General features: G+C 71.1%; 20 protein-coding genes and 1 pseudogene. 16 read left to right on the top strand and 5 right to left on the bottom strand.

The features are described from left to right. Nucleotides 1-2: 2 nt before the first annotated feature. Nucleotides 3-758, bottom strand: coding sequence for an alpha/beta fold hydrolase (locus ACGFYN_RS35415; protein WP_393870047.1), 756 nt, complete (start codon nt 756-758; stop codon nt 3-5). A gap of 124 nt (nt 759-882) precedes the next feature. On the opposite strand from ACGFYN_RS35415, the gene ACGFYN_RS35420 reads away from it, so the two are divergent. From ACGFYN_RS35420 to ACGFYN_RS35435, 4 genes are all read left to right on the top strand, one after another. Further along, entirely contained in the window at nt 883-1407 is a 525-nt protein-coding gene (locus ACGFYN_RS35420; protein ID WP_393870048.1) for a PadR family transcriptional regulator, read from the top strand. Between the two features lie 124 nt (nt 1408-1531). Then, a complete protein-coding gene (locus tag ACGFYN_RS35425; RefSeq protein WP_393870049.1) occupies nt 1532-1828 on the top strand; it encodes a hypothetical protein in 297 nt (98 codons plus the stop codon). A gap of 137 nt (nt 1829-1965) precedes the next feature. Beyond that, a complete protein-coding gene (locus ACGFYN_RS35430; RefSeq protein WP_393870050.1) occupies nt 1966-2874 on the top strand; it encodes a hypothetical protein in 909 nt (302 codons plus the stop codon). A 341-nt stretch (nt 2875-3215) separates the two neighbouring features. Beyond that, nucleotides 3216-4607, top strand: a complete 1392-nt coding sequence (locus tag ACGFYN_RS35435; RefSeq protein WP_393870051.1) for a tannase/feruloyl esterase family alpha/beta hydrolase — start codon at nt 3216-3218, stop codon at nt 4605-4607. Between the two features lie 4 nt (nt 4608-4611). Here ACGFYN_RS35435 and ACGFYN_RS35440 read toward each other — a convergent pair whose 3' ends face one another. Together ACGFYN_RS35440 and ACGFYN_RS35445 are read right to left on the bottom strand one after the other, a co-directional pair. After that, complete coding sequence (locus ACGFYN_RS35440; protein ID WP_393870052.1) at nt 4612-4794, bottom strand: hypothetical protein; 183 nt, start codon at nt 4792-4794, stop codon at nt 4612-4614. A gap of 129 nt (nt 4795-4923) precedes the next feature. After that, nucleotides 4924-5979: an acyl-CoA desaturase gene (locus ACGFYN_RS35445; RefSeq protein ID WP_393870053.1), complete on the bottom strand. Its 1056-nt coding sequence runs from the start codon at nt 5977-5979 to the stop codon at nt 4924-4926. A 288-nt stretch (nt 5980-6267) separates the two neighbouring features. On the opposite strand from ACGFYN_RS35445, the gene ACGFYN_RS35450 reads away from it, so the two are divergent. The 3 genes from ACGFYN_RS35450 to ACGFYN_RS35460 all read left to right on the top strand — a co-directional run bounded on the left by ACGFYN_RS35450 (nt 6268) and on the right by ACGFYN_RS35460 (nt 11480). Next, nucleotides 6268-9138, top strand: coding sequence for a DEAD/DEAH box helicase (locus tag ACGFYN_RS35450; RefSeq protein WP_393870054.1), 2871 nt, complete (start codon nt 6268-6270; stop codon nt 9136-9138). Continuing rightward, nucleotides 9135-10409 carry an SWF or SNF family helicase gene (locus ACGFYN_RS35455; protein ID WP_393870055.1) on the top strand — a complete coding sequence of 425 codons (1275 nt, stop codon included), beginning with the start codon at nt 9135-9137 and terminating at the stop codon, nt 10407-10409. The genes ACGFYN_RS35450 and ACGFYN_RS35455 overlap by 4 nt, the downstream gene beginning before the upstream one ends. A gap of 339 nt (nt 10410-10748) precedes the next feature. Further along, nucleotides 10749-11480: a DUF4232 domain-containing protein gene (locus ACGFYN_RS35460; protein WP_393870056.1), complete on the top strand. Its 732-nt coding sequence runs from the start codon at nt 10749-10751 to the stop codon at nt 11478-11480. 135 nt (nt 11481-11615) lie between these two features. Here ACGFYN_RS35460 and ACGFYN_RS35465 read toward each other — a convergent pair whose 3' ends face one another. Beyond that, nucleotides 11616-12440, bottom strand: a complete 825-nt coding sequence (locus ACGFYN_RS35465; protein WP_393870057.1) for a class I SAM-dependent methyltransferase — start codon at nt 12438-12440, stop codon at nt 11616-11618. Nucleotides 12441-12701: 261 nt separating this feature from the next. On the opposite strand from ACGFYN_RS35465, the gene ACGFYN_RS35470 reads away from it, so the two are divergent. Further along, nucleotides 12702-14042 (top strand): esterase-like activity of phytase family protein, encoded by a 1341-nt coding sequence (locus ACGFYN_RS35470; RefSeq protein ID WP_393870058.1) that lies wholly within the window; start codon nt 12702-12704, stop codon nt 14040-14042. Nucleotides 14043-14766: 724 nt separating this feature from the next. Here ACGFYN_RS35470 and xylA read toward each other — a convergent pair. Beyond that, complete coding sequence (gene xylA, locus ACGFYN_RS35475) at nt 14767-15933, bottom strand: xylose isomerase (protein ID WP_393870059.1); 1167 nt, start codon at nt 15931-15933, stop codon at nt 14767-14769. A gap of 159 nt (nt 15934-16092) precedes the next feature. Here xylA and xylB point away from each other — a divergent pair, with 159 nt between their 5' ends. From xylB to ACGFYN_RS35515, 8 genes and pseudogenes are all read left to right on the top strand, one after another. Next, nucleotides 16093-17538 (top strand): xylulokinase, encoded by a 1446-nt coding sequence (gene xylB, locus ACGFYN_RS35480; RefSeq protein ID WP_393870060.1) that lies wholly within the window; start codon nt 16093-16095, stop codon nt 17536-17538. A 10-nt stretch (nt 17539-17548) separates the two neighbouring features. Next, nucleotides 17549-18757 (top strand): ROK family protein, encoded by a 1209-nt coding sequence (locus tag ACGFYN_RS35485; protein ID WP_393870061.1) that lies wholly within the window; start codon nt 17549-17551, stop codon nt 18755-18757. A gap of 159 nt (nt 18758-18916) precedes the next feature. Beyond that, nucleotides 18917-19459 carry an FABP family protein gene (locus tag ACGFYN_RS35490; RefSeq protein WP_393870062.1) on the top strand — a complete coding sequence of 181 codons (543 nt, stop codon included), beginning with the start codon at nt 18917-18919 and terminating at the stop codon, nt 19457-19459. Nucleotides 19460-19672: 213 nt separating this feature from the next. After that, entirely contained in the window at nt 19673-21157 is a 1485-nt protein-coding gene (locus ACGFYN_RS35495; protein ID WP_393870063.1) for an APC family permease, read from the top strand. Beyond that, on the top strand, nt 21154-22167 hold the full coding sequence (locus ACGFYN_RS35500) for an acetamidase/formamidase family protein (protein ID WP_393870064.1): 1014 nt from the start codon (nt 21154-21156) through the stop codon (nt 22165-22167). The genes ACGFYN_RS35495 and ACGFYN_RS35500 overlap by 4 nt, the downstream gene beginning before the upstream one ends. A gap of 260 nt (nt 22168-22427) precedes the next feature. Further along, nucleotides 22428-23027 (top strand): N-acetylmuramoyl-L-alanine amidase, encoded by a 600-nt coding sequence (locus tag ACGFYN_RS35505; protein ID WP_393870065.1) that lies wholly within the window; start codon nt 22428-22430, stop codon nt 23025-23027. A gap of 121 nt (nt 23028-23148) precedes the next feature. Then, nucleotides 23149-24445 (top strand): annotated as a pseudogene (locus tag ACGFYN_RS35510) (GAF domain-containing protein). A 138-nt stretch (nt 24446-24583) separates the two neighbouring features. Continuing rightward, a complete protein-coding gene (locus tag ACGFYN_RS35515) occupies nt 24584-26107 on the top strand; it encodes an aldehyde dehydrogenase family protein (protein ID WP_393870066.1) in 1524 nt (507 codons plus the stop codon). The last annotated feature ends 140 nt before the right edge of the window (nt 26108-26247 follow it).

The following is a 26247-nucleotide window of genomic DNA, read 5'->3' on the forward strand; positions in this document are numbered from 1 at the left end:
CCTCAGTTGCCGCCCGCGACGGCCGCCACGAAGGCGTCGGCATTGTCGAACATGATGTTGTGGCCGGCACCGGCCACCGTCACCACGCGCACACCGGACGCCTCCAGGGCCTGACTGCCGGCGAGTTGGCCGCTCCGCTCGCCCTGCAGATACACGCGCTCGATCGGCAGTCCTTGGAGGATCTCCCGCATGGGCGGGTCCGATCCGAGGCGCAGATGCGTGGCCGAGCGGTGCAGGGCGCGCGGATCGGCCAGGCGCATGGTCGCGGCCCACAGGGGGCCGACGTTCTCCAGCACGCGCGCGTGGGCGCCGTCGACGAACTCCTCCTCCTCGTAGGAGGCGATGTTGCTGCTGCCGGCGGTGGGCGGCGGCATGGAGTCGAGGTTGGCCTCCGTGAGGAGAAGCCGGGAGACCAGCTCCGGGCGCCGGTGGGCGAGCACGATGGCGACGGCGCCGCCCATGCTGTGCGCCACCAGTTCGCAGCCGGTCAGACCTGCCGCGTCCAGAGCCGTCGCCAGGGCGTCGGCGTGCCCTTCCAGCGTGTAGCCGAAGTGCTCGGGTCGGTCGCTGATGCCGTGCCCGGGGAGATCGACGAACAGGCTGCGCCGCCCCGCGAGTTCGGGCCGGGCCGCGATGTGCGCGTGGTAGACGGCCGAGATCGAGCCCAATCCGTGCACGTACACGCGCGCGGGTTCCTCACCCGGCATCTCCGTCCACCGGATACAGCTTCCCTTGCCGTCGAAATCGGCCTGCCTCATCGCGTCCTCCCTCGTGGTCCCGAGGCCATCCTCGGCACGCACCGAAGATACATCGGAATCGAGGTATAGCGAAAGCGAGGTACCGGGAAAGCGAGGTACAACGGTTGTAGGAGACAATGCGCGCATGCTGGAGCTGGCCATCCTCGGATTCCTGTACGACACCCCGCTGCACGGCTACGAGCTGCGCAAGCGCATCACCGCATTGACCGGCCACGTGAAACCGGTCGCCGAGAGCACGCTGTACCCCGCGATCAAGCGCCTGGAGAAGGCCGGCCTGCTGGCACGCGCCACCGAACCCGGCGCCGTCGCCGCGCCGCGTCACGTCCTGACCCTCACCGAGGACGGCCGGCAGGAGCTGCGCCGGCGCCTCGCGGAGCCCGCCCAGGGCGACCTCACCGACGAGAACCGGTGGTTCACGGTCCTCGCCTTCCTGCGCCACCTCGACGACGCCCCGGCGCAGGCGGCCGTGCTCCGGCGCCGACTGGCCTTCTTGGAGGAACCGGCAAGCTTCTTCTACGACGGCGACAGGCCGCTGCGCGCCGAGGAGCTGGACGACCCCTTCCGCCGCGGGCTGCTCACCATCGCGCGCGCCACGTCCCGGGCCGAGCTCAGCTGGCTGCGCGAGACGATCGGGGCTCTGGACGGCTGATCCGCTTCGGCTTCACCGTTCCGTCCCCCTTCTGCCGCCGGAACTCCAACTCTAGGTTGAATAGCAGGAGATGAACGATCGAACGATCAGCCGCGGGCAACCACGCAGGGGGAAGGTGGTCAGCATGTTGGGCAGGGTGCACAAGTTCTGTACAAGATTCTTCAACGCCGTTCGGGCCGACGTGAGCAACGGCCGGGACAAACGTACACACAATCTTTTCGAAGCCGCCGCCGCGTACGTCTCGGCCTGCGCGGAGGACGACCAGGACCGCATCGACGAGGCGGCGGGCTGGGTGTCGCCCGAGGCCCTGTCGTTCGGGGTCAACGAGCTGGCATGCAGGGCTGTCATCGCCTTGGCGCGGGAGCGTGACGAGTCACCGGGGACGGTGGCCCGCACGCTGCTGGGGCTTCCGGCGGCCTGATACGTGAGGGGCACAGGTGGTCGATTCGCCCCGTCCAGCCGGAAAACTGCAGGTCCACGTGCTCTTGCGGGTCGTGACAAGCTGCTTCCGCTCGCATTAGGGTGCGCGCGATCGGATACATCCATGGGGAGGCTGGCATGGCCGGGACGGACGAGGACGCCGTCACCGCCGCGGACGAGGCGCTTTATGTGCTCACGGCGGTACTTCTGACGCCGGCGAAGTTCCCGAGCGTGCTCGGCGACGACTATCCGGAGGCCTGCGCGGCCCTCGGACTCGCGCCGCTCGCCGACGGATACGGCCTGGTGATCGGCCAGGACGGCGACGGTGCCCGGTGGACCGTCGTGGTCGACGACGTCTCCCTGGTCGCGGTCGCCATCGCCTCCTGGGACTGCGGGATGGAGTACGACCTCTCGCCCGACGAGCGGTCCGTCGTGGCCGCGCTGCCTGGCTGGCCCCTCGCGGTCGCCGTCGCGGCGCCCAACGTGCCCGCTCCGCACGACCCCGGCCCCGATGTCGCGGACGGCCCGCCGCTGGCGCCGCCGGACACGAGCAGGTGGGGACCGGCCCAACGGCGCCTGGGTGCCGACGAGATCGCGCTCCAGTGGGCGATCTGGCGGGAGCAGATCAGCGATACGGACTTCGCCGTTCCGGGCGGTGCGGGCGGCGCCGGCAGTCCGGACGAGGCCACCGCGTCCGCCGAAGCCGCGGAAGAGGCCGTGGCTGTGGCCGTGAAGGACGAGCCGGTCGAGCAGGACGGTCAGACGGACGGGTCCAAGGGGCACGGCGGAGTGCGGCGCGTGCTCGCCGAAGCACGCGCGTACGTGGAATCGCCGCCGCCGCTCGGCCGTGTCCGGTCGTCCTTCGCCCCGGGCGACGCGCGCACGCTGCGTGCCGACGGGCCGGGCTGGTCGCTGGTGGCCAGGACCGACGACATCGCGTTCGTGCTGCTCGACGCGGAGCCCGGCGAGGTGCTGCCGGTCGGCCGCGGCCCGGAGCTGCCCGGACTTCTGGACGCGCTCGAGAAGATGGCGGTACGGCCCCTCTGAGTCCCGTCCGCGGCTCCTCGTTCGTGGCTCTCCGTCCGAGTCTCCCGCCGATTTGCCGGGGCGGTCGGGACGGCGTTCGCGCCGCCCCCGGTCCGCCCCCTCGGCGCTCACCGGGGCGTTGCTGGTCTCCTCCGCCGATTCGCCTCCTCCATACGGGACTTCATCTACGGGCCTCTGCACACGGGCCCTACCCACGAGCCCTGTATTGAGCCGCCATGCGGTGACGGCTTTCAATGTGGTCCCGGCCCATGGATGCCGCCAAAACCGCACCGCACGATGGGGCAGCCCGCGGCGCCCGCTTCCCTGCGGTCGCCTCCCACTCCCCTGCCCCGGAGGCCGTCATGCGTCCGTCCCGCGGTGTTCCGCTCGCCGCCGCCACACTGGCGGCGGCGGCCCTCGCCTGGCCGACCCCCGCCGATGCCACGGCAGCCGGCGGTGAGCACTGCGCCCGCCAGGCGCACGTGCACGTGCCGGGCGCCGCCTTCCAGCAGAGCGCCTGTCTGACCGATCTGACCACCACGGGACTCGCCGGTACGCCATACACGGACATGGCCGACCAGGCCGGCCTGACCGCAAAGGCCACCCGCACCCCGTCCGGGGTGCCAGGAGTGCAGATCGACGGCTATTTCCCGGACTCCTCGCACTTCAACAACACCCACGGCTGGCAGCACGACGCCCAGTTCGTGATCCGGTTCCCCGACCACTGGAACGGTGGCCTGGTGGTCACCGGCGCGCCCGGCACGCGCAAGCAGTACTCGACGGACACCGCGATCTCCGACCAGGTGCTCGCCCGGGGCTACGCCTACGCCGCGACCGACAAGGGCAACAGCGGATCCGACTTCTACCGCGACGGCTCCCGGCCCGGCGACGCGATCGCCGAGTGGAACGCTCGCACCACCCAGCTCACCCGGGCCGCCAAGCGCGCGGTCGCCCAGCGCTACGGGCACGCCCCTCGCCGCACCTACATGACCGGCATCTCCAACGGCGGCTACCTCACCCGCTGGCAGCTGGAGAACCACCCGGAGCTCTACGACGGCGGCGTGGACTGGGAAGGCGCGCTGTGGACCGCCGACGGCCCCAACCTGCTCACCTCCCTGCCCACCGCGGCGGCCCGGACGCTGGGCACGGCACAGGACGAGGACATGTACGCGGCGGGCTTCGCACGGGGCTCGGAGTTCCTGTGGCCGTACCACGAGAAGGCGTACTGGGGCGTCACGCAAAAGATCTACCGCGCGGAATTCGACCCGACCTACGACCCCGCCTGCCCCGGCCCGTCCGCCGGCAGCACCACGGACCAGATCCTGTCGCCCTGCGCGAGCGACGCGACGTACGACTACGCGTCACGCCCCGCCTCCGTGCACCGGGCCGTGGCCCGGGTGTCGCTGACCGGGCGCATCGGCCGCCCGCTGATCACACTCCACGGCGACATGGACTCCCTGCTGCCCAAGGCCGCCGACTCGGACGTGTACGCGCGCATGGTCGACGAGAGCGGACGCGGCCCGCTGCACCGCTACTACACGATCCAGGGCGGCACCCATGTCGACGGGCTCTACGACACGTATCCGGACCGGCTGCGGCCGATCCTGCCCTGCTACCGCTCCGCGTTCGACACCCTGGTCTCCTGGGTCGAGCAGGGGACCCGGCCGCCCGCGGACCACACGGTCGCGCGGCCCACGGGCGGGGACGTGGTCAACTCCTGCGGGCCGGCCGACCGGGCCGACCCCGTGCGGTAGAAGGTCAGCGACCGAGCTCCTTGCGGGTGGCGCGGCGCAGCCTGCGCCGCTGTGAGGGGTCCAGCGTGAGGTACGCGGCGGTCGGCACTCCCAGGACGATCAGGAGCGATGCCCACCAGGGCAGCCAGATCAGCAGAATGAGCCCGACCGCCACACCCCCCGCCGCGATCTTCGCGTTCTTCGACATTGCGTCGCCTCCTTCGCGGCCACTGCCGCTCTCTGTCCTGAAAACGGACCCGCGCTGCCTGCGGTTCCTGACCGCGACCCTGAGACGTCCCTGATACGCGACCCCGACTCGTCCCTGAGAGCCGCCCTGTCATTCTGCCCGCAGCGGCTCGCCCACCTCGTGCAGATGACGCAGTGCCTGCCGGTACGAGTCGACGAGCCCGGTCTCCGCATAGGAGATACCCAACTCCTGGCAGTGCGCGCGCACCAGGGGCTGGGCGAGACGGAGATGGGGCCGGGGCATGCTGGGGAAGAGGTGGTGCTCGATCTGGTAGTTGAGGCCACCGAGGAACCAGTCGGTCAGAACGCCGCGGCGGATGTTGCGCGAGGTCAGTACCTGCCGGCGCAGATGACCCCACCGCTCGCCGTCCGGGTCGGGCATCTCCATGCCCTTGTGGTTGGGAGCGAAGGCCAGCCCCAGGTGCAGGCCGAACAGCGCGTGATGGAGAGCGGCGAACGCGAGCGCCTTGCCCGGAGAGAGCGTGGTGAGCAGCAAGGTGGCGTACGTGGCCACATGCGTCACGAGGAGCAGGCCCTCCACCGCCCGCTCCCGGGGAGGCTGCCGGCGCAGGTCCTGGAAGCCGTGAACCTTCAGGGCGACGCCCTCGAGGAGGGTGAGGGGGAAGAACAGCCAGGCCTGGTTGCGGGTCAGCCAGCGCCGGAACCCGGACCGCACCTTGGCCTGCTCACCGGTGAAGACCAGGACGTCGGCGACGACATCGGGGTCCTTGTCGATGTGGTTGGGGTTGGCGTGGTGACGGTTGTGCTTGTCGTTCCACCAGGCGTAGCTCATGCCCAGGAGCAGATTGCCGTGGATCAGGCCGATCGCCCGGGCGGCCGACTTGCCGTTGGTGATCTGGGAGTGGCCCGCGTCGTGGCCTATGAAGGCCGTGCGGGCGCAGAACACGGCCAGGAGCGGGGCCAGCAGGAGCGACCACCAGGAGTCGCCGATGAGGGCGACACCCGTGACGACGGCGGCCAGGGCGAGAGCGTTGGTGGCGATGCGGAGGGCGTACCAGAGGGGACGCCGGTCCAGGAGTCCCTGGCCCCGGACCGTGCGCAAAAGAGGAGCGAACTCGCTTCCGCCGGGCGGGGCGTCGCGGGTTTTCCGCGGCGGTTCGGCGACGGCTGTGGTGGGCTCGGGCATGTCCGGTCTCCGGCTCTCTCAGGCAACGGGCTGACCTGAGGAAACGTACGAACCAACGACCTTCCGTGACCATGACGCCACCCCCCGGGTACGGGCGGGGGCCAGCCTGCGGCGCACAGGGGGGCTGACAGCACCCGGCGCTCGAAGATCGGGATGGCGGAGAGCTGACAGCACCCCGGCGGCCGAAGATCGGGACGATGGCCCGCGCTCTCGCCCATCACGGGCCGAGTTGATGTACCCTCGGCGACCCCGCCCCCGGTAGTCAAGTTTGAGGAGTACAGCTTCGCTGTGCAGACGTTCCCCGCGGCAACGCCCTCCGAGATCTCCGAACTGGCCCGCTACTGCGCCGTCTTCCTGTCCGGCGATCCGGCCCGTACCGGCCGGGTCGCGTTCTGGCGGCCAGACGGCACCGCCCCTCCGCCCCTCGCGGCCGGGTCGATCGAGGAACTGAGCGTCGTCCTGCCCCGCTGCGACGATGGCGACGCCGTCGAGGTGGTCGAGGTCCCCGCACTGCTGCTGCCGGTGCGGGCCGCGCTGCCGGTCCTCGCGCGTGCGCGAACCGACGCGCACGGACACCCGGCGGCCGTCTTCTGGGGCGCGGCCACCGTGCTGGCCCTGCAGTTCGTGGCGCGCGGCCTGCTGCTGCCGGGCCTGTCGGCGGGCGATCACGACGCCTGGCGTGTAGGCCCGCTGCCCCTGGAGGACATCGACCGGGTGCGTCGGCTGGCCGCCTCGATGCCGCCGGAGGCGCACGCTGTGTCTGTGGCCGGCGGGGCAGGGCCGCCGCGGCTGCCCGCACCGGAGCGGCTGCTGCGCGCCTTCCTGGACGCGGTGACTGACGCCCTCCCCCGCTCTCCCGCGGCGTCCATGGTGACGGGCGGGCCCGCCTACGCGGCGCAGGAGCCGCAGCACATGCCCGAACAGCGCGCGTGGGCCGCCGATGTCGCAGCGGGCCACGACGCGGCCGTACGACTGTCGCTGCGGATCGAGGTGCCCGGCCTCACCGAGGTGACGCAGGACGACGCCTCCGTGCATTTCCAGGCCGTGCTGCAGGTGCACAGCGTCAGCGACCCGGCGCTCGTGGCGGACGCCGCCGAGGTCTGGGGCGACTCCAGGGGCGGAGGCTTTGGCGCACGTGCGCGTATGGACGCCCTGCTCGCGCTTCGCCGGGCAGCCAGGTCCTGGCCGGCCTTGACGCCTCTGCTCTCGGCGAGCGTGCCGGATGCCGTCGAGCTCGCCGACGAGGAGATCACCGAGCTCCTCGGACAGGGCGCCCGGGCACTCGCCGAGGCCGGAGTCGAAGTGCACTGGCCCAAGGAGATGTTCCGCACGCTGACCGCTCGCGCGGTGATCGGCCCTTCGGACGAGGAACCGGCGACCGCCCGGGCCGCCGTGGGCACTCCTTCGTTCCTGTCCGCCGACGCGATGCTCGCCTTCAACTGGCGCTTCGCGCTGGGCGACGAGCAACTCACCCGTGAAGAACTGGACCGCCTCGCCGAGGCCAGTCGCCCCATCGTGCGCCTGCGCGACCAATGGGTTCTGGTCGACCCACAGGAGGTGCACCGCGCCCGATCCCAGCAGGACCGGAAGGTCAGCCCCGTAGAGGCGCTCAGCGCCGCGCTGACGGGCTCGACAGAGGTCGACGGCCGCCGGGTCGACGTGGACCCCACCGGGTGGCTGGCGAGCCTCAGAGAGCGCCTCGCGTCCCCCGAGACGCAGGAGCCGGTCGCGCAGCCCGACGCTCTCGCGGCCACCCTGCGCGACTACCAGCGGCGCGGACTGAACTGGCTGGCCCGGATGACGTCCCTGGGACTGGGCTGCTGTCTGGCCGACGACATGGGCCTCGGCAAGACGATCACCCTGATCGCGCTGCATCTGCACCGGCAGAACGACCCGTCGACGGCCGGTCCGACGCTGGTGGTGTGCCCGACATCGCTGATGGGCAACTGGCAGCGCGAGATCGAGAGGTTCGCACCCGGCACACCCGTACGCCGCTTCCACGGGACACGGCGCGGCCTGGACGCCCTGGCCGACGGGGAGTTCGTGCTCACCACGTACGGGACGATGCGTCTGGACGCGGACCGCCTCGCCGAGGCGTCTTGGGGCATGGTCGTGGCGGACGAGGCACAGCACGTCAAGAATCCGTACTCGGCGACCGCGCGGGAGCTGCGCTCCATTGGTGCACGCGCGCGCGTGGCGCTCACGGGCACCCCGGTGGAGAACAACCTCTCGGAGCTGTGGGCGATCCTCGACTGGACGACACCCGGGCTGCTGGGCGCGCTCGGCACCTTCCGCACACGCTATGCACAGGCCGTCGAGAGCGGTCAGGACCCGGCCGCCGCGGACCGACTCGCCCGTCTGGTACGGCCATTCCTGCTGCGGCGCCGCAAGGCGGACCCGGGGATCGCGCCCGAACTGCCACCCAAGACCGAGACCGACCGCGCCGTGTCGCTGACCACCGAACAGGCGGGCCTGTACGAGGCGGTGGTGCGCGAGACGCTGGCCGAGATCTCCGGCGCCGACAGCATGTCGCGACGCGGGCTGATCATGAAGCTGCTGACGGGGCTGAAGCAGATCTGCAACCACCCGGCGCAGTTCCTCAAGGAGGAACTGCCAAGGATTCCCGGCCGGTCGGGAAAGCTGGAACTGCTGGACGAACTGCTCGACACCATCCTCTCCGAGGGGGCGAGCGTCCTGATCTTCACACAGTACGTGCGCATGGCGCGCATCATCGAACGCCATCTGACGGCTCGCGGCGTCGGCTCGCAGTTCCTGCACGGCGGCACACCCGTCGCCGAACGCGAGGCGATGGTGCGGCGCTTCCAGGACGGCGAAGTGCCGGTGTTCCTACTGTCGTTGAAGGCCGCAGGCACGGGACTGAACCTGACACGGGCCGAACACGTCGTGCACTTCGACCGCTGGTGGAACCCCGCCGTCGAAGCGCAGGCCACCGACCGCGCCTACCGCATCGGCCAGAACCGGCCCGTGCAGGTGCACCGGCTGATCGCGGAGGGCACCATCGAGGACCGCATCGCCGACATGCTCGGCCGTAAGCGCGAACTGGCCGACGCGGTCCTGGGCTCAGGCGAGGCGGCACTCACCGAACTGACGGACGCGGAGCTGGCCGATCTGGTGGAACTGCGAGGTGGCGCGCGATGAACGACCGTGACACGGAGCGTGGCGAGGAGCGCACGTTCGCCGCGCTGCCGCCCGCGCACGGGCGCGGCTTCGCCGAAACCTGGTGGGGCCGGGCCTGGTTGAAGGCCCTGGAGGAGACGGCGCTCGACTCGCAGCAGCTGAAGGCGGGCCGCAGGCTCGCACGCGCGGGAGCCGTGGGCGCGGTGTCCGTTCGCCCGGGCCGCATCACCGCCGTGGTCCAGGACCGCGATCGCACCGCGCATCGGGCCGACGTCCTGCTGGAGCAGCTGGACGGCGAACAATGGGGCCGTTTTCTGGACCTGGTCGTCGAGCGCGCCGGGCACGTCGCGGCGCTGCTGGACCGGGACATGCCGCCGCATCTGGTCGAGGACGCGGCGAGTGAGGGCATCGAACTCCTGCCGGGCATGGGCGATCTGGAGCCGGAGTGCGACTGCGACGCGTGGGATCACTGCGCGCACTCGACGGCCCTGTGCTACCAGGTGGCACGGCTGCTGGACCAGGATCCCTTCGTGCTGCTGCTGATGCGCGGACGGGGGGAAGGCACCTTGCTCGACGATTTGCAGGCACGCACCAGCAAGCGCACTGAAGTGCGGTCCGAGCCGGACGGGGTGAACGCTGCCGAGGCGTACCGGAGCGGCGACATCCTGCCGCCGCTGCCCGCTTCCCCGGAGCTTCCCGCCGACCCCGGGCTGCCGCCGTCGCTGGACACAGAGACCCCGCCCGCACCAGGCGTCTACCCGGCCGCCCTGCGCCACCTGGCCGCCCGGACCGCCGTAGAGGCACGCCGTCTACTCGCGCGCGCCCTCAGCACCGAGCGGGAAGAGCCGGGCGCGGAAGCAGAGTTGACGACTTCGCAGGACGCCGTCCGACTCGCCGTGGGAACGCCGGAGCGGGCCGTGGCCGACCGGTTGGCCGACGGCTCGGGACGGGACCGGGAGGCTCTGGCGCGGGCCACGCACGCGTGGATCCTGGGAGGTGCGGCGGCGCTGGCCGTCCTGGAGGAGGAGTGGGCCCTCACGGATGAGGCGCTCGCACGCGCGCGTGCCGCGCTGGAGTCGGCCTGGGAGGAAGACGAACGGCCGCCGCTGCGGGCGAAGGGAAACCGCTGGACTGTCGTCGGCGCACCGGCTCAGCTCCGCCTGGGGCGGGACGGGCGCTGGTGGCCGTACCGGAAGGAGCGGGGCCGCTGGGTGCTCGCTGGGGCGTCCTGCCAGGATCCGGGCACGGCTCTGGCCTCAATGGGACCTGCGATCGGTCAGGAGCCCGCCTGAGATGCGCTCCGGGCGGTTCCGGACGGCCCAAAGGATCAGTCCAGCGGCGGGAGTCGCGTACGCCGTGGACCGCTGGCGAACCGTTCCGGGGACGGGACGGTAGCGCCTGGGCGCCTCCCTTGTGCCGCGGCAGCCGGAGCCGCACCACCGCTGACGGGCCCGGCGTGAACACCGGTGTGGCTGAGCCCAGTTGCCTTGTTACCGAATGCGGACAGACCCGACTGAACGCCCCCAGCCGGGACGTCATCTCATGGGGTGCAGCGAAACAGACGATGCGGCCGGTCGCCCTGCGGGAGCAGGGGAAGCCGCGTCCTGACAGTCCATGGGGGACCTTTCATCATGACCACGCACCGTGCCCGCCGTACCGCCCGTTCCGCCGCCCTGGCCACCGTCACCGCCGCGTTGGCGCTGGGCCTGACCGCGTGCGGCGGCTCCGACGACGGCTCGAAGGCGGCGGGTGGCGACCACGCCGCTGGTACCGCACAGAGCCAGTCCGCGTCCAACGGGGCCGGCAAGGGCAGCAACGGGAGCGGCAAGGGCAGCGCGAAGCAGGCCAACAGCGGAGGCACCACCAAGGAGGGGGCGCGCCCGGCGACCGCCTCGGGCGGGACGGACGAGGTCGCGAGCAAGGGCACGCCGGGCGGCGCCCAGCAGTGCCGAGGAGACGAGATGCTGGTCACCGCGGTGCACCGGTTCGCCGGTCAGCAGGGCGACCACCTGCTGATCACCGCGTCGAACGAGGGCACCAAGCCGTGCTGGGTCACCTCGTACCCGGCCGTGAAGCTCGGCGGGGACGTCGACAGCGCCGCACTGCCGCACTCGAAGAAGGACAACCCGGGCGGCGACAAGCACATCACGCTCCAGCCCGGAGGCAAGGTTTACAGCGCGGTGAACCTCTTCGACTACGGCTCGAAGAACCACACGGCGAGCTCGTTCGCCATCGCACTGCGCGGCGCGAACGGCCATGACGGCCCCTTCTACTCCGTCGACACCAAGGGCCAGAAGCCGCAGTTCACTTGGAACGAGGCCGACGTGCTGAACTGGAACACCGAGAAGCCGTACAACTTCTGACGGTGTTGGTGGGCGCGTCAACCGTCGTCGCCTTGTGTGGTTACGCCTCGGGGTGCCGGGACCGCGTCGAGTCGACGCGGTCCCGGCATCCCGCGCCGTTACCCGGTTCTGGCGGCGGGCACAGGTTGCGAACACCTATTCATGCAGTCGTGCTGTTGCGATGTGGACTTTGACAGCGCAGGGGACGGTCCACTCGGGCGTGGTCATGTCGCGCACGCTCGCGACGAAGGAGTCACGCAGGCCCTCCACGACCGCCCCATCAAGGGGGCCGAGATCATAGAAACCGGAGACGGAAGCCCATACCTGTTCCACCGATCCACTCAGGTCGATGGGAACCGTCTCCCAGTCCACCGCGGCGAAGCCGGCCGGGGCGAGGACGTCATCGAGCCCGTTGCGGCTGCGTGTCCTCCTGTCGCCCAACGCCGGGATGCGCTGCGTGGCCGGAATCTCGTTGATCGCCTCTCGCAACAACGCGAGAAAGCGGTCATAGGCGTCGCCGCCGACGGCCCCGCCTCCCACCACGCAGGCCAGGGTCCCGCCCGGTGACAGAACGCGGGCGACCTCTGCTGCCACTTGCTCGATCTCGCCCATCAGCATCAGCGCCATGTGGGAAACACATGCGTCGAAACTGTCGTCGCCGAAGGGGAGTTCCTGAGCCCGCCCCTCTTCCAGCCTGGCCCCGGTGAGCGCCGGACGACGTCGTGCCAGCGCCAAGGACTGCGGGGACAGGTCAACTCCCGCGAGCAGTCTGCCGTCTTCCCGGGCCAGAAACTCGAGCAGCAGGCCGTCACCACAGCCGAGGTCGAGGACGCGCTTGCGTCCAGCCACCCGATCGCTCAAGAGCTCATAGCTGGATCTGCCATCTGGAGCGCGACCGCGGCCGAACGCCTCTGCGGTCACCCCCGGGCGCTCAGCGTGAAACGCCCGCAGAAATGCCTCTTGCGTAGCAGTAGTCGTCACTCATCCAACCTACGGCGCAGGCCGGCCCGCGACTGTTCCTTCGCCACCAGTGAACCGGCGTCGGACATGAGCAATCGCGTCACGCGGCCCCCGCGAAACGCCCTCCCCCGCGCTGCCGCACCGCAATGCGCCCGCCACCCACCAACAGCTCGCTCATGTGCTCGAAATCCCGACGCCCTCCGTTCACCCGGCGGTAGCGAGACGTTCGCTGCAGGACCCAAATCTGGCCACTGTCAACGTACTTGCTCCTCAGGAGGCTCGATGTCCGCGCACGCCACAGGCCGGTCCAGCGTTCGGCGCTCTGTCACAGCAGGCGTTCCGCTTGCCGTGGTCGCGGCCCTTGTGGCGGCCTGTCCGCCCGCGAGTGCGGCGTCGCAGGACGCGCATGTCGTGCGGACCGCGACGCTCGGCAACATTCCGCTCGGCGCCTTCAGCAACGCGCTGCTGCCCGGGACGGTGGACGACGACCGGGGCATCAACCTCGGCGGCATCGGCAGCGACATCTACCCGGCGGGCCGCAAGGGCGAGTTCTGGACGGTCACCGACCGCGGGCCCAACGGGCAGATCAAGGTGGACGGGACCAAGCGCCGTACGTTCCCGGTACCCGGGTTCGATCCGGCGATCGTCAAGGTGCGCGTCTCCGGCGACAGCGTGAAGGTGCTTCAGGCCATCCCGATCACCACCTCCTCCGGCAAGGCCGTCACCGGGCTGTCGAACCAGGCCGGCCGGGACGAGGCGCCGTACACCTACGACGCCAAGACGCTCCTGTCGTACAACCCGAACGGGCTGGACACCGAGGGCATCGTGCGGGCGAAGGACGGGAGTTTCTGGCTCGTCGACGAGTACGGCCCCTCCCTGGTGCACGTCTCCGCGCGCGGGAAGGTGCTTACGCGTTACGTGCCCAAGGGGCTCAATCTCAAGGGCACGGACTACCCGGTGGTGGAGGCACTCCCCGCGATCTTCCTGCACCGTAAGATCAACCGCGGTTTCGAGGGCCTGGCCCAACTGCCCAGCGGCGACCTGGTGATGGCCCTGCAGAGCCCGCTGTCCCTGCCGGACGGGGATGCCGGTGACGCCTCGCGCACCACGCGCCTGGTGCGCTTCTCGCCGAAGAAGAAGGCGGCCACCGCCGAGTACGCGTACCGCTTCGACCCGGTCGACGTGGTCGACCCCGGCGAGGACGACACCTCCGAGCTGAAGATCTCCTCGATCGTCGCCGTGGGCGACGACCGACTGCTCGTGGAGGAGCGCACCGACAAGGCAGCCCGGCTGCAGATGGTGAAGCTGGACCGGCATTCGAGCATCCTTGGCGGCGCGTACGACAACGACAAGACGTCCCCGTCCCTGGAGCAGCTCGACGACCCGGCGGCCTCCGGTGTCCCGGTGCTGCGCAAGCGACTGGTCGTCGACCTGGGCAAGGTCGCGGGCGTGCCCGGGAAGATCGAAGGCATCGCGCGCGTGGACCACGACACGCTCGCCCTCATGAACGACAACGACTTCGGCATGACGGACGGGGCGGGCGCGTTCGACGCGCAGGGCCGGCTGATCGACAGCGGGATCAAGACGACGCTGACCTACCTGCGGCTGCCGCACAGCATCTGACCACCGTGTAAGCGGCCGAACGGCCTGGTGATCACGGCAGTTGGACGTCTCCCAGGGACGGGATCAGTGATTCCAGGCCGCTCGGGACCTCACTGGGCAGCTTCGACGGAAGCTCGCTGGGCAGTTTGCTCGGCAGCTCGGTCGGAATGCTCAGCGAGGGTGAGGGTTTGGCGCTCGTACTGCTCCCCGCGGGCGACTTCTTGTCGGGCGAGTCGTCGTTCCCGGAGTGGGACAGCAACAGGACGACGGCGACGGCTGCGAACCCCGCGAACAGGACGAGCAGGATGTGGAGCCGGCTTCCTCGCTTCCTCGGAGGTTCCGGCGGGGGTTGCCAACCCCCAACAGTGGGCGGCTCGTTGCCGCCCGGCGGCGGCCCGTACCCTCCTCCAGGACCGTACCCTCCTCCGGGTCCATAGCCCCCGCCCGCTCCGTAGCCGGAGCCGTAGTCGTCGGGGGGTGGTCCGAAGCCGCCGCCGGGAGGCGGCGTGTCCCCCGGCGGTCCGGGCGGCGGAGGCGGTGCGGGCGGCATGGCCATACCGTCCAGAGTCCCCGCACATCGGGCAGCGGGCGACCCCCGTACGGCGGTTGATACGGATCCATGCCCTGGAGGGCATGATTCCGGAGCATTCCGTACGGGGATCGCTCACGCGCGCGTGCACGTCACGCAAACCGTGCCTACGGACACGCACACACGGCTTGCGGACACGCGCGCGTGCCTCGTGCTTCAGCCCCGCGCCCCCAGCAGGTGGTCCATGGCCAGCTGGTCGAGGTGCTCGAAGGCCATCCCGCGCGCGGCGGCCGCCTCGACGTCGAACTCCTCGAAGGCGCCGCGGTCGGCGAGCAGGCTCTGCAGGCCGTCGGCGGCGGTCTGCTGGGCGAGCTGGTCCAGGCGCGAGGCGCGCAGGGCCTCCTGGACCTCCGGGTCGGCGCGGAAGGCGGCCGCGCGGTCCTTGAGGATCAGGTAGTTGCGCATGCAGCCCGCGGCCGACGCCCACACGCCGTCGAGGTCCTCGGTCCGGGGCGGCTTGAAGTCGAAGTGACGGGGACCGGCGTAGCCGGCCGTCTCCAGGAGGTCGACCAGCCAGAACGCGGCGCGCAGGTCGCCGGCGCCGAAGCGCAGGTCCTGGTCGTACTTGATGCCGGACTGGCCGTTGAGGTCGATGTGGAAGAGCTTGCCCGCCCACAGGGCCTGCGCGATGCCGTGCGGGAAGTTCAGCCCGGCCATCTGCTCGTGGCCGACCTCGGGGTTGACGCCGTACATCTCCGGGCGCTCCAGGCGCTCGATGAAGGCCAGGGCGTGGCCGACGGTGGGCAGCAGGATGTCGCCGCGGGGCTCGTTCGGCTTGGGCTCGATGGCGAACTTCAGGTCGTAGCCCTGGGAGACCACGTACTCGCCGAGCAGGTCGAAGGCCTCCTTCATGCGGTCGAGGGCGGCGCGCACGTCCTTGGCGCCGCCGGACTCGGCGCCCTCACGGCCGCCCCAGGCGACGTAGGTCTCGGCGCCCAGCTCGACGGCGAGGTCGATGTTGCGGATGGTCTTGCGCAGGGCGTAGCGGCGCACGTCACGGTCGTTCGCGGTGAACGCGCCGTCCTTGAAGACGGGGTGCGTGAAGAGGTTGGTGGTGGCCATCGGCACGGTCATGCCGGTCGTGTCGAGAGCCTGGCGGAAGCGCTTGATGTGCGACTCGCGCTCGGTGTCCGAGGACCCGAACGGGATCAGGTCGTCGTCGTGGAAGGTCACGCCGGCAGCGCCGAGCTCGCTCAGGCGCTGCACCGTCTCGACCGGGTCGAGGGCACGCCGCGTGGCGTCGCCGAACGGGTCCCTTCCCTGCCAGCCGACGGTCCACAGGCCGAAGGTGAACCTGTCCTCGGGGGTGGGCTGGTAGTTCATGCCGCGACTCCTTGCTGCTTCGACTTGCTTGCTCCGACTATTTCGTCATGGCAGTTTACAAATTAGTATGCGGACGCAGCTCTGGGAAGAGACAAGATGTCTTTGTCACCGCAGAGCCCCTGTCTTCGTCCCACAGAGCCGCATAAAAGGGAGAGCACGATGTCAGCTGCCGAGGGTCCGCTCGTCGTCGGCGTGGACACGTCCACCCAGTCCACCAAGGCACTCGTCGTCGACGCGGCCACCGGGCAGGTCGTCGCCCGCGGCCAGGCCCCGCACACCGTCTCCACCGGGGCCGGCCGCGAGAGCGACCCGCGCCAGTGGTGGGACGCCCTGCGCGAGGCCCTGCACCAGTGCGGCGACGCTGCGCACGAGGCGGCCGCGGTGTCGATCGGCGGCCAGCAGCACGGCCTGGTCACGCTGGACGCGCGGGGCGAACCGGTCCGCCCGGCACTGCTGTGGAACGACGTGCGCTCGGCGCCGCAGGCCCGCCGCCTGGTCGAGGAGCTGGGTGGCCCGAAGGCCTGGGCGGAGCGCACCGGAAGCGTGCCCGGCCCGTCCTTCACGGTCACGAAGTGGGCCTGGCTGGCCGAGAACGAGCCGGAGGCGGTCCGCGCGACCAAGTCCGTGCGCCTGCCCCATGACTACCTCACCGAGCGGCTGACCGGTCAGGGCACGACCGACCGCGGCGACGCCTCCGGCACCGGCTGGTGGGCCTCAGGGACGGAGTCCTACGACCACGAGACCCTCGCGCACGTCGGGCTCGATCCGGCGCTGCTGCCCCGTGTCGTGCGGCCCGGCGAGGTGGCGGGCACCGTCCGCGACAGCCACGACCTGCCGTTTTCCAAGGGCACCCTGGTCGCCCCGGGGACCGGCGACAACGCGGCCGCCGCGATGGGCCTGGGCCTGCGCCCCGGCACCCCCGTGCTCAGCCTCGGCACCTCCGGCACGGTGTACGCCGTCACCAAGCGCCGCCCGGCCGACCCGACCGGCACGGTGGCGGGCTTCGCCGACGCCCACGGCGACTGGCTGCCCCTGGCCTGCACCCTGAACTGCACGCTCGCCGTCGACCGTGTGGCGGCGCTGCTGAACCTGGACCGCGAGGCCGTCGAGCCCACCACCGGCGTGACCCTGCTCCCGTACCTGGACGGCGAGCGCACGCCGAACCTGCCGAACGCCTCCGGCCTGCTGCACGGCCTGCGCCACGACACCACCGGCGGTCAGCTCCTGCAGGCCGCCTACGACGGCGCCGTCCACTCCCTGCTCGGCGCGCTCGACCTGGTCCTCGACGAGGACGCGGATCTCTCGGTCCCGCTGCTGCTGATCGGCGGCGGCGCCAGGGGCACGGCCTGGCAGCAGACCGTACGCCGGCTGTCGGGCCGCCCGGTCCAGGTCCCCGAGGCCGGGGAACTGGTCGCGCTGGGCGCCGCCGCGCAGGCGGCCGGCCTGCTCACGGGCGAGGACCCGGCCTCGGTCGCACGACGCTGGAACACCGCCGCAGGCCCTGTACTGGAGGCCGTGGAACGCGACGAGGAAGCACTGGCGAGGATCGCCGGGGTACTCTCCGACGCGGCCCCGCTGCTGGAGCGGAGCACGGAGAGCCGTTGAGGACGGGGGCATGACCGCACCGTTGCACGAGGCACACCCGACCGGACCGGGGCGGGTGCTGCTCGACACCCAGCAGGGCATGCGCCGTCGCAATCTCGCGCGCGTGATGCACACCGTCAGCGCCGAGGGACCGCTCTCCCGTGCGGCCGTCGCCTCGCGTATCGGGCTGACCAGGGCGGCGGTGTCGACGCTCGTCGACGAGCTCATCCGTTCCCGGCTGCTCGAGGAGCTGGGGCCCGAGCGGCCCGGCCGGGTGGGCCGCCCCGGCTCGGCGCTCGCCGTCAGCGGGCACGGTCCGGCCGGGATCGGCGCCGAGGTCGGCGTCGATCACCTCGCGGTCTGCGCGGTCGACCTGCGCGGCCAGGTACGCGCGCGTGCCGTGCGGCACGGCGCGAACCGAGGGCGCGCTCCCGAGCCGGTACTCGAAGAGCTCACCGGCCTGGTGCGCCAGGTCGTCGCCCAGGCGCAGGACGAGGGACTATGGCCCGCAGGGCTCGCGGTGGCCGTGCCCGGCCTGGTGGCGCGCGACGCCCGCACCGTCGTACGCGCCCCGAACCTCGAATGGCACGACACCGACATCGGCGCGCTGCTGCCCGGCGACATACCGCTGACCGTCGACAACGAGGCCAACTTCGGTGCTCTCGCCGAACTGTGGCTCGGCGAGAGCACCCCGCAGGACTTCCTGCACGTGTCGGCGGAGATCGGCATCGGCGCGGCGGTCGTCGTGGCCGGCGGACTGCTGCGCGGCACACGCGGTTTCGCGGGCGAGTTGGGGCATGTTCCGGTGCAGCCGGAAGGGCCCGCATGCCCCTGCGGCGGGCGCGGCTGCCTGGAGCAGTACGCCGGTGAGGAGGCGGTGCTGCGGGCCGCCGGACTGGAGCCGGGCGAGGACCGCGTCGGGCTGCTCGCGGGCCGGGCCGCCGAGGGCGACGAGAACGTACGCAGCGCGCTGCGCGACGCGGGCACGGCGCTCGGCATCGCGCTGACCGGGGCGGTCAACCTGCTCGACCCCGAGAGCGTCGTGCTCGGCGGCGCACTGGCCGGGCTCGCGCCCTGGCTACTGCCTTCGCTGGAGGCCGAGTTGGACCGGCGCACGGCGGGCCCGGCCTGTCCGGTGTCCGTGTCGCGACTGGGCCCTGAGGGTCCGCTGATGGGCGCGGCGCACTCAGTGGTGCGGGCGGTACTGGACGATCCTGCGGCGGTGGGTGCCCGCGCCTGAGCAGGGCGCGCCTGGGCTGCGGCGGTTGGCGTACGCATCTGTGCAGGGGCCCGCCCAGACTGTGGCGGTCGGTGCACGCGCCTGACCATGGACGCGCCTAGGCTGTCGTCCGGCACCAGCACCATCGGCCTTCGCCCCGTCTCCTCAAGGAGCACACTCGTGTTCGACCCTGCCGCCGCACACCCGTACCCCGACAGCCACCGACCGGATGCGGCGCCCGCACCGCACGCGCTTCTCACGCCCGCGCTCGGTCTGCTGGGCACGTGGAAGGGCCGCGGCGAGGGCCAATACCCCACGCTCGACGCGGACTTCAGGTACGGGCAGGAGGTCACGTTCAGCCATGACGGGCGGCCCTTCCTCCACTACGAGGCCCGGGCCTGGCTGCTCGACGCCGACGACGCGCCGTTGCGTCCGGCGGCCCGGGAGAGCGGCTGGTGGCGGCTTCAGCCCGACGGCCGGGTGGAGGCGTTGATCACCCAGCCCACCGGCATCGCCGAGATCGCGGTCGGCCGGGCGGCCGACGACACGATCGACCTGTCCACCCACGAGGTGGCTCTCACCCCCACTGCCAAGCAGGTCGACGCCACCCGCCGCCGCTACACCCTGGCCGGCGGCGACAGCCTCACGTTCGTCTTCGATCTCGCGGCCGTCGGCCAGCCGCTGCAGCACCATCTCTCGGCGAACCTGCAGCGGGTTCGGTAGGCCGCAGCGGCGCGTGCCGGCACCTTCGCGGCACACGATTGGTACCGGCCTCACCCGAACGGGTGGCCAGGTTATCCACATCGGCGCCGCCGTCCACCGAAGCACTCCGCGCCCTTCTGCCCAACTCGCAAGCGCCGTACCGTGAATCACGCGAGGCGCACCCGTCGAGACGGGCGACGCAGGGCATGTGTGCGTGAATTGAGGGGGATTCACATGGCGGGGGAAGCGGTCGTAGGTCTCAGGCGCGACGCGATCGGGCTGCGCGAGGTTCTGTTCCAGAGCATCACGGCCATGGCGCCGGCCGCCGCGGTCGCCGCGTCCATTCCGTCCGGTGCCGCCTTCGCCGGCGGGAGTCTGCCCCTGGCCGTGCTGATCGCGCTGGTGGCCTGTCTGTTCACCGCGTCCTGCGTGGCCGAGCTGGCACGTGAGCTCCCGGCCGCGGGCTCGGTGTCCACGTATGCGGCACGCGGCCTGCACCCGGCCGTCGGCTTCCTCGTCGGCTGGGGCTATGTGTTCGTGGAGGCGCTGGTCCCGCCGCTGCTGCTTCTGCAGCTCGGCTTCACCACGGCGGGCACGCTGCACCAGGAGTGGTCCTCGTATTCTGCGGACCTGTGGTGGCCCTGGGCGCTGGCGGGAGCCGCGATCATCGCGGCCGCCGGGTACTTCGGGGTACGCGCCTCCGCCCGCTTCGGCACCATCCTCGGCATCTTCGAGGTCCTCGTCTTCCTGGTGTTCGCCGTCTGGCTCATCGCCAAGGCAGGCGGCGACAACACCCTTACGGTGTTCGGCACTTCGCACACCGCGGAAGGCTACGAGGGCGTCAGCGGCGTCTTCGCCGGTTCCGTCTACACGGTGCTGGCCTTCGCCGGCTTCGAGGCCGCCGCACCCCTCGCCGAGGAGACCCGCAACCCCCGCCGCACGATGCACCGCGCCGTCCTCGGCGCGGCCCTCGGCATCGGCCTCTTCTACGTGATCACCACCTACGCCATGACGGTGTACTTCGGGCCGGACCGGTTCGCCAAGTTCGGGGCCTCCGGCGCGGCGTCCTGGGACGGCGTGGCCCGCGCGTCGTTCGGACTGTTCTGGCTGCTGGTCTTCCTGGCCGTGGTGAACTCCACGATCGCCAACGCCAACGCGTGCTCCAACGTCTCCACCCGCACGGCCTTCGCCCTGGCCCGCATCCGCGTCCTGCCCCGCCCCTTCGCCACGCTCCACCCGAAGTACCGCTCCCCCGTGACCGGGATCGCCGTGCAGAGCGCCGTGGCGGTCGGGGCCGTGCTCGGTCTGGGGCTGGGCTACGACCCGGTGACGGCCTTCCTGCTCCTCGCCACGGTGATCGTCACAGTGGTGATCGGCGTGTACATAGTCGTGAACCTCTCCTGCGTCGGCTACTTCCTGCGCCGCAGACGGGAGTTGTTCAATCCGGTGCGGCATCTGCTGCTGCCCGTGCTCGGCATCGTCGCCTTCGTGCCCGCGCTGCTGACCGCGGCGGGACTGCCCGCCTTCGACTTCGTCACCGAGCTGACCGCGCCGGTGTCGTACGCCGGACCGATCGTCGGCGTGTGGATGGCCGCCGGAGTCGCGGTGCTGCTCGTGCTGATGCGGCGCCATCCCGAGCGCATAGCCGAGACCGCCCGTGTCCACCTCGAAGACCCCACCCCCAACGATCCTGTGCAGAACGGAGCAGCTCAAGCATGAGCGACCCCCGCATCCTGACCGTCCGGCCCCAGCCGGACGAGTACGCCTGGACGTTCGGCGGCGCACCGCCCGTGGCGCGCATCGCGCCCGGCACCGTCCTCGACCTGTACACGGAGGACTGCTTCGCCGGACGGGTGCGGTCCGAGAAGGACCTGGTGTCCGAGGTGTGCGAGTTCCCCTTCCTCAATCCGCAGACCGGGCCCTTCCACGTCGAGGGCGCCGAACCGGGCGACACGATCGCCGTGCACTTCGTGTCGATCGAGCCCGCCCGCGACTGGGCCGCCTCGACGACGGTCCCCCTTTTCGGCGCGCTCACCTCCACCCACACCACGGCGACCCTGCAACCGCCGCTGCCGGAGACCGTGTGGATCTGGCAGCTCGACCGGACCCGGCGCACGGCGCTGTTCAAGGCGCACGACAGCGACCTCGAGGCCGAGCTGCCCATGGACCCGATGCACGGCACCGTGGGCGTGGCGCCCGCCAACCTGGAGGTCCGCTCGGCCCTGGTGCCCGACGCGCACGGCGGCAACATGGACACGCCCGAGATGCGGGCCGGCGTCACGTGCTACCTCGGTGTGAACGTGGGGGGCGCGCTGGTCAGCCTCGGCGACGGGCACGCGCGCCAGGGTGAGGGCGAGACGTGCGGGGTCGCCGTCGAGTGCGCGATGAACACCGTGGTGATCGTGGAGCTGCTGAAGGGCGTCGCCACGCCGTGGCCGCGCATCGAGTCGGACACGCACATCGTCTCGACGGGCTCGGCGCGCCCGCTGGAGGACGCGTTCCGGATCTCCCAGCTGGACCTGGTGCAGTGGCTGGTGCGCGACTACGGGTTCAGCGAACTGGACGCGTACCAGTTCGCGACCCAAGCGGTCGAGTCACCCTTGGCCAACGTCTGCGACACCAACTACACGTGCGTGGCGAAGATCCGCAAGCAGTGGCTTCCGGCGCGCGAGACTCACCGCGGGATGCACGCGCAACTGCGGGAGATCGCGGCCGGCCTGCGAGGCTGAGCCACGCCTCCGGCGGCTGAGCCGCATCCCACCGGCCGGTCCCCAGCCCCGGCCGGCCCCACCCCACCGGGTCAGACCCCACCGGGCGGGCCCTCCAACCAGGCGGGCCCACCACCGGATGGGGCAACCCACCTGAGGGGTCATCTCACCGGGCGGGTCCACCAACCAGGCGGGCCCACCACCGGATGGGGCGACCCACCAGATGGGTCATCCAACCGGGCGAGCCACACCCGCCCACCCCCACCGAAAGGCATGGCCTCATGGAACGGGCAAGACCGACCACCAACAGGCGGCGGTTCCTCAAGGGCGCCGCCCTGGCCGCCGTCCCGTACGCCTTACTCCCCGACACCCGGGCCGGCGCTCAGGCGCAGGCCGTCGACTACCCCGGCGCCGAGTGGCTGCCGGCGAGCACCTCCAACTACACGGTGTCGAGCCGCCCCACGTCCTATCCCATCGACTACGTCGTCATCCACGTCACCCAAGAGACCTACCCGGACGCAATCTCGATCTTCCAGAACCCGGCGAAGCAGGTGTCCATCCACTATCTGGTGCGATCCGCCGACGGGCACATCGCGCAGTGCGTGCGGGAGAACAACATCGCCTGGCACGCGGGCAACTGGGACTACAACACGCGCAGTATCGGCATCGAGCACGAGGGATGGGTGGACCAGCCCGCCTACTTCACCAACGCTCTGTTCGAGCAGTCGGCCAAGCTCACCGCGGCGATCTGCACCAAATACGGCCTCCCGAAGGACCGGGCGCACATCATCGGGCACTACGAGGTGCCCGGGACGGACCACACCGACCCCGGTCCCAACTGGGACTGGGTGCGTTACATAAGGCTCGTCAACTTCGCCTGACGTGGGCGCAACGGCCTTCCATCGTGTTGATCGCGGTCGAAACGGTTGTCCGAGCCCGTACGCGGAGTGACGATGTCCCCAGCCAGATGGCATCAGCCGTATCGCAGCCGGGGAGGGTGAGTTGACCGATCCATGGGTGGCCCTGGAGCCGGGGACCGACCCTGCCGAGCGCACGCGGATGCTGCGTCGCGCGCACGAGACCTTCACCGAGGCGGGCACGGTGCCGCGGCCGGTGCGTTCGGTGGTGGCGGATTCGTGGCGGCGTTCCGCGCGGGCAGGCGTGGGGCCCGACGGCAGCGCGACCGTGGATCTCGTGGACGGTGACCTGGGCAGTTATCGGGCGGAGCATCCGCTGGCGCGGGTGATGCCGTTGTTCCGGGAGCTGATGGGCACGTTCGCGGCTGACGGGGAGCATCTGCTCGCGGTGTGCGACGCGCACGGCAGGCTGCTGTGGGTCGAGGGCCATCCCACGACCCGCAGGCAGGCAGGGCGGATGAACTTCGTGCCGGGTGCCCGCTGGGCGGAGACGGCGATGGGGACCAACGCGCCGGGCACCGCGGTCGCCGTCGACCGCCCCGTACAGGTGTTCGCGGCCGAGCACTTCATCCGGCGCGTGCAGCCGTGGACGTGCGCGGCGGCTCCGGTGCACGACCCGCGCACCGGGCGGGTGATCGGTGCCGTGGACATCACTGGTGGGGACGGGCTCGCGCATCCGCACAGCCTGGCCTTCGTGCAGGCGGTCGCCCGTGCGGCCGAGTCCCAGCTGGCGCTACTCACCCCGGATCGGCCCGCCCCCGACACACCCGAGCTGACCGTGCTGGGCCGGGACGAGGCGCAGCTGCTCACCGACGGGCGCAAGGTCAGGCTCAGCCGACGGCACAGCGAGATCCTCGTGCTGCTGGCCCGGCACCCGGAGGGGCTGACCGGCGACGAGCTGCTGTGTGCGCTGTACGAGGACGAGTCGGTGACGCCGGTGACGTTGCGTGCCGAACTGGCGCGGCTGCGGCGGGTGTTGGGCCCGGGCGTGCTGGACTCGCGGCCCTACCGGCTTCGGGTCCCCGTCGAGAGCGATGTCGCGGTCGTGGAGCGGCGGCTGGAGACCGGGGCGGTCACGGCGGCGGCGACGGCGTACGCGGGACCGTTGCTGCCCGGTTCGCAGGCGCCGGCGGTGGTGCGGCTCAGGCGGCGCCTCGCCGACGGCCTGCGTACCGGCGCTGATCGCCCGCCGCGATCCCGATCTGCTGGCCGACTGGGCGCACGCGCCGTGGGGTGAGGACGACCTGGACATATGGCGGGCGCTCGTCGCCGTCCGCCCGACGGCGACGGTGCAGGCCCGACTGGCCGCGCTGGAGGGCGAGTTGGCGGTGCCGGTCGACTGGCCGGGCGGCACAGGCCGCCGGGGTGCCGCGTCGGCGTAGCGACCCACCCACCTGACCACGCGCCTGTCCACGTACCTGTGCCGGTACGCACGGCAACGTGGTTGCAACGTCTTCGTCCCTAGCCTCCCGAAGGAAGCTGCCCAACGGCGGGCAGCGCTGCGAAGGAGGCAGACCAGCATGACCCGTTACGCTGCGCCCGGCACCGACGGCGCGATCGTCTCCTACCAGGCGCGCTACGACCACTTCATCGGCGGCGAGTACGTGCCGCCGCAGCGCGGGCAGTACTTCGAGAACCCGTCACCGGTGAACGGGCAGCCGTTCACGGAGGTCGCGCGCGGCACGGCGGAGGACGTGGAGCAGGCGCTCGACGCGGCGCACGCGGCCGCCCCCGGATGGGGCCGCACGTCGGTGACCGAGCGTTCAGACATCCTGCTGAAGATCGCCGACCGTATGGAGGCGAACCTCGAGCGGCTGGCGGTCGCCGAGAGCTGGGAGAACGGCAAGCCGGTGCGCGAGACGCTGGCCGCCGACATCCCGCTCGCCATCGACCACTTCCGCTACTTCGCGGGCGCGATCCGCGCGCAGGAGGGCTCGCTCGGCGAGGTCGACGACGACACGGTGGCGTACCACTTCCACGAGCCGCTCGGCGTCGTCGCGCAGATCATCCCGTGGAACTTCCCCATCCTGATGGCGACTTGGAAGCTGGCTCCCGCGCTCGCCGCGGGCAACGCGGTCGTCATCAAGCCCGCCGAGCAGACGCCGGCCTCCATCCACTACTGGATGAGCCTGATCGCGGACCTGCTGCCGCCGGGCGTGGTGAACATCGTCAACGGCTTCGGCGCGGAGGCGGGCAAGCCGCTCGCGTCCAGCCCGCGGGTGGCGAAGGTGGCGTTCACGGGCGAGACCACGACGGGGCGGCTGATCATGCAGTACGCCTCCGAGAACATCAAGCCGGTCACCCTGGAGCTGGGCGGCAAGTCGCCCAACATCTTCTTCGACGACGTCTGGGCGCAGAACGACGACTTCCGCGACAAGGCCCTCGAGGGCTTCACCATGTTCGCGCTCAACCAGGGCGAGGTGTGCACCTGCCCGTCCCGGGCGCTCGTCCAGCGCGGCAACTACGCCGAGTTCGTCGAGGCCGCCGTCGCCCGCACCGAGCTGATCAAGCCGGGCCACCCCCTCGACACCGGCACGATGATCGGCGCCCAGGCCTCCAACGACCAGCTGGAGAAGATCCTCTCCTACCTGGACATCGGCCGGCAGGAGGGCGCGAAAGTCCTCACCGGCGGCGAACGCATCGAGCACGACGGCGAGTTGAAGGGCGGCTACTACGTCCAGCCGACCATCTTCGAGGGCGACAACCGTATGCGGATCTTCCAGGAGGAGATCTTCGGCCCGGTCGTCTCCCTGACGTCCTTCGACGACTTCGACGACGCCATCAAGATCGCCAACGACACGCTCTACGGCCTCGGCGCCGGTGTGTGGACCCGCGACATCAACACCGCCTACCGCGCGGGCCGAGCCATCCAGGCCGGCCGTGTCTGGACGAACTGCTACCACGCCTACCCCGCCCACGCGGCCTTCGGCGGCTACAAGCAGTCCGGCATCGGGCGCGAGAACCACAAGATGATGCTGGAGCACTACCAGCAGACCAAGAACCTGCTGGTGTCGTACTCCCCCAAGAAGCTGGGCTTCTTCTAGAGACAAGCGAAAAGGCGCCTGACCTGGGTCTTCACCCGTCAGGCGCCTTTTGCTCAGCCGCGTGTACACCACCAAGCAGGCCTCCCCTGAAGGACCCGGCGCAGATCGTGGCCCGCAGGCGACCGGATACAGTGCGCGAG

It is taken from the genome of Streptomyces sp. NPDC048419 (assembly GCF_043200415.1).
Classification (GTDB): Bacteria; Actinomycetota; Actinomycetes; order Streptomycetales; family Streptomycetaceae; genus Streptomyces.

Coding starts and splice junctions, on each gene's coding strand:
- ACGFYN_RS35415 (WP_393870047.1), bottom strand. CDS start 758: ATGAGGCAGGCCGATTTCGACGGCAAGGGAAGCTGTATCCGGTGGACG.
- ACGFYN_RS35420 (WP_393870048.1), top strand. CDS start 883: ATGCTGGAGCTGGCCATCCTCGGATTCCTGTACGACACCCCGCTGCAC.
- ACGFYN_RS35425 (WP_393870049.1), top strand. CDS start 1,532: ATGTTGGGCAGGGTGCACAAGTTCTGTACAAGATTCTTCAACGCCGTT.
- ACGFYN_RS35430 (WP_393870050.1), top strand. CDS start 1,966: ATGGCCGGGACGGACGAGGACGCCGTCACCGCCGCGGACGAGGCGCTT.
- ACGFYN_RS35435 (WP_393870051.1), top strand. CDS start 3,216: ATGCGTCCGTCCCGCGGTGTTCCGCTCGCCGCCGCCACACTGGCGGCG.
- ACGFYN_RS35440 (WP_393870052.1), bottom strand. CDS start 4,794: ATGTCGAAGAACGCGAAGATCGCGGCGGGGGGTGTGGCGGTCGGGCTC.
- ACGFYN_RS35445 (WP_393870053.1), bottom strand. CDS start 5,979: ATGCCCGAGCCCACCACAGCCGTCGCCGAACCGCCGCGGAAAACCCGC.
- ACGFYN_RS35455 (WP_393870055.1), top strand. CDS start 9,135: ATGAACGACCGTGACACGGAGCGTGGCGAGGAGCGCACGTTCGCCGCG.
- ACGFYN_RS35460 (WP_393870056.1), top strand. CDS start 10,749: ATGACCACGCACCGTGCCCGCCGTACCGCCCGTTCCGCCGCCCTGGCC.
- ACGFYN_RS35470 (WP_393870058.1), top strand. CDS start 12,702: ATGTCCGCGCACGCCACAGGCCGGTCCAGCGTTCGGCGCTCTGTCACA.
- xylA (WP_393870059.1), bottom strand. CDS start 15,933: ATGAACTACCAGCCCACCCCCGAGGACAGGTTCACCTTCGGCCTGTGG.
- xylB (WP_393870060.1), top strand. CDS start 16,093: ATGTCAGCTGCCGAGGGTCCGCTCGTCGTCGGCGTGGACACGTCCACC.
- ACGFYN_RS35485 (WP_393870061.1), top strand. CDS start 17,549: ATGACCGCACCGTTGCACGAGGCACACCCGACCGGACCGGGGCGGGTG.
- ACGFYN_RS35495 (WP_393870063.1), top strand. CDS start 19,673: ATGGCGGGGGAAGCGGTCGTAGGTCTCAGGCGCGACGCGATCGGGCTG.
- ACGFYN_RS35500 (WP_393870064.1), top strand. CDS start 21,154: ATGAGCGACCCCCGCATCCTGACCGTCCGGCCCCAGCCGGACGAGTAC.
- ACGFYN_RS35505 (WP_393870065.1), top strand. CDS start 22,428: ATGGAACGGGCAAGACCGACCACCAACAGGCGGCGGTTCCTCAAGGGC.
- ACGFYN_RS35515 (WP_393870066.1), top strand. CDS start 24,584: ATGACCCGTTACGCTGCGCCCGGCACCGACGGCGCGATCGTCTCCTAC.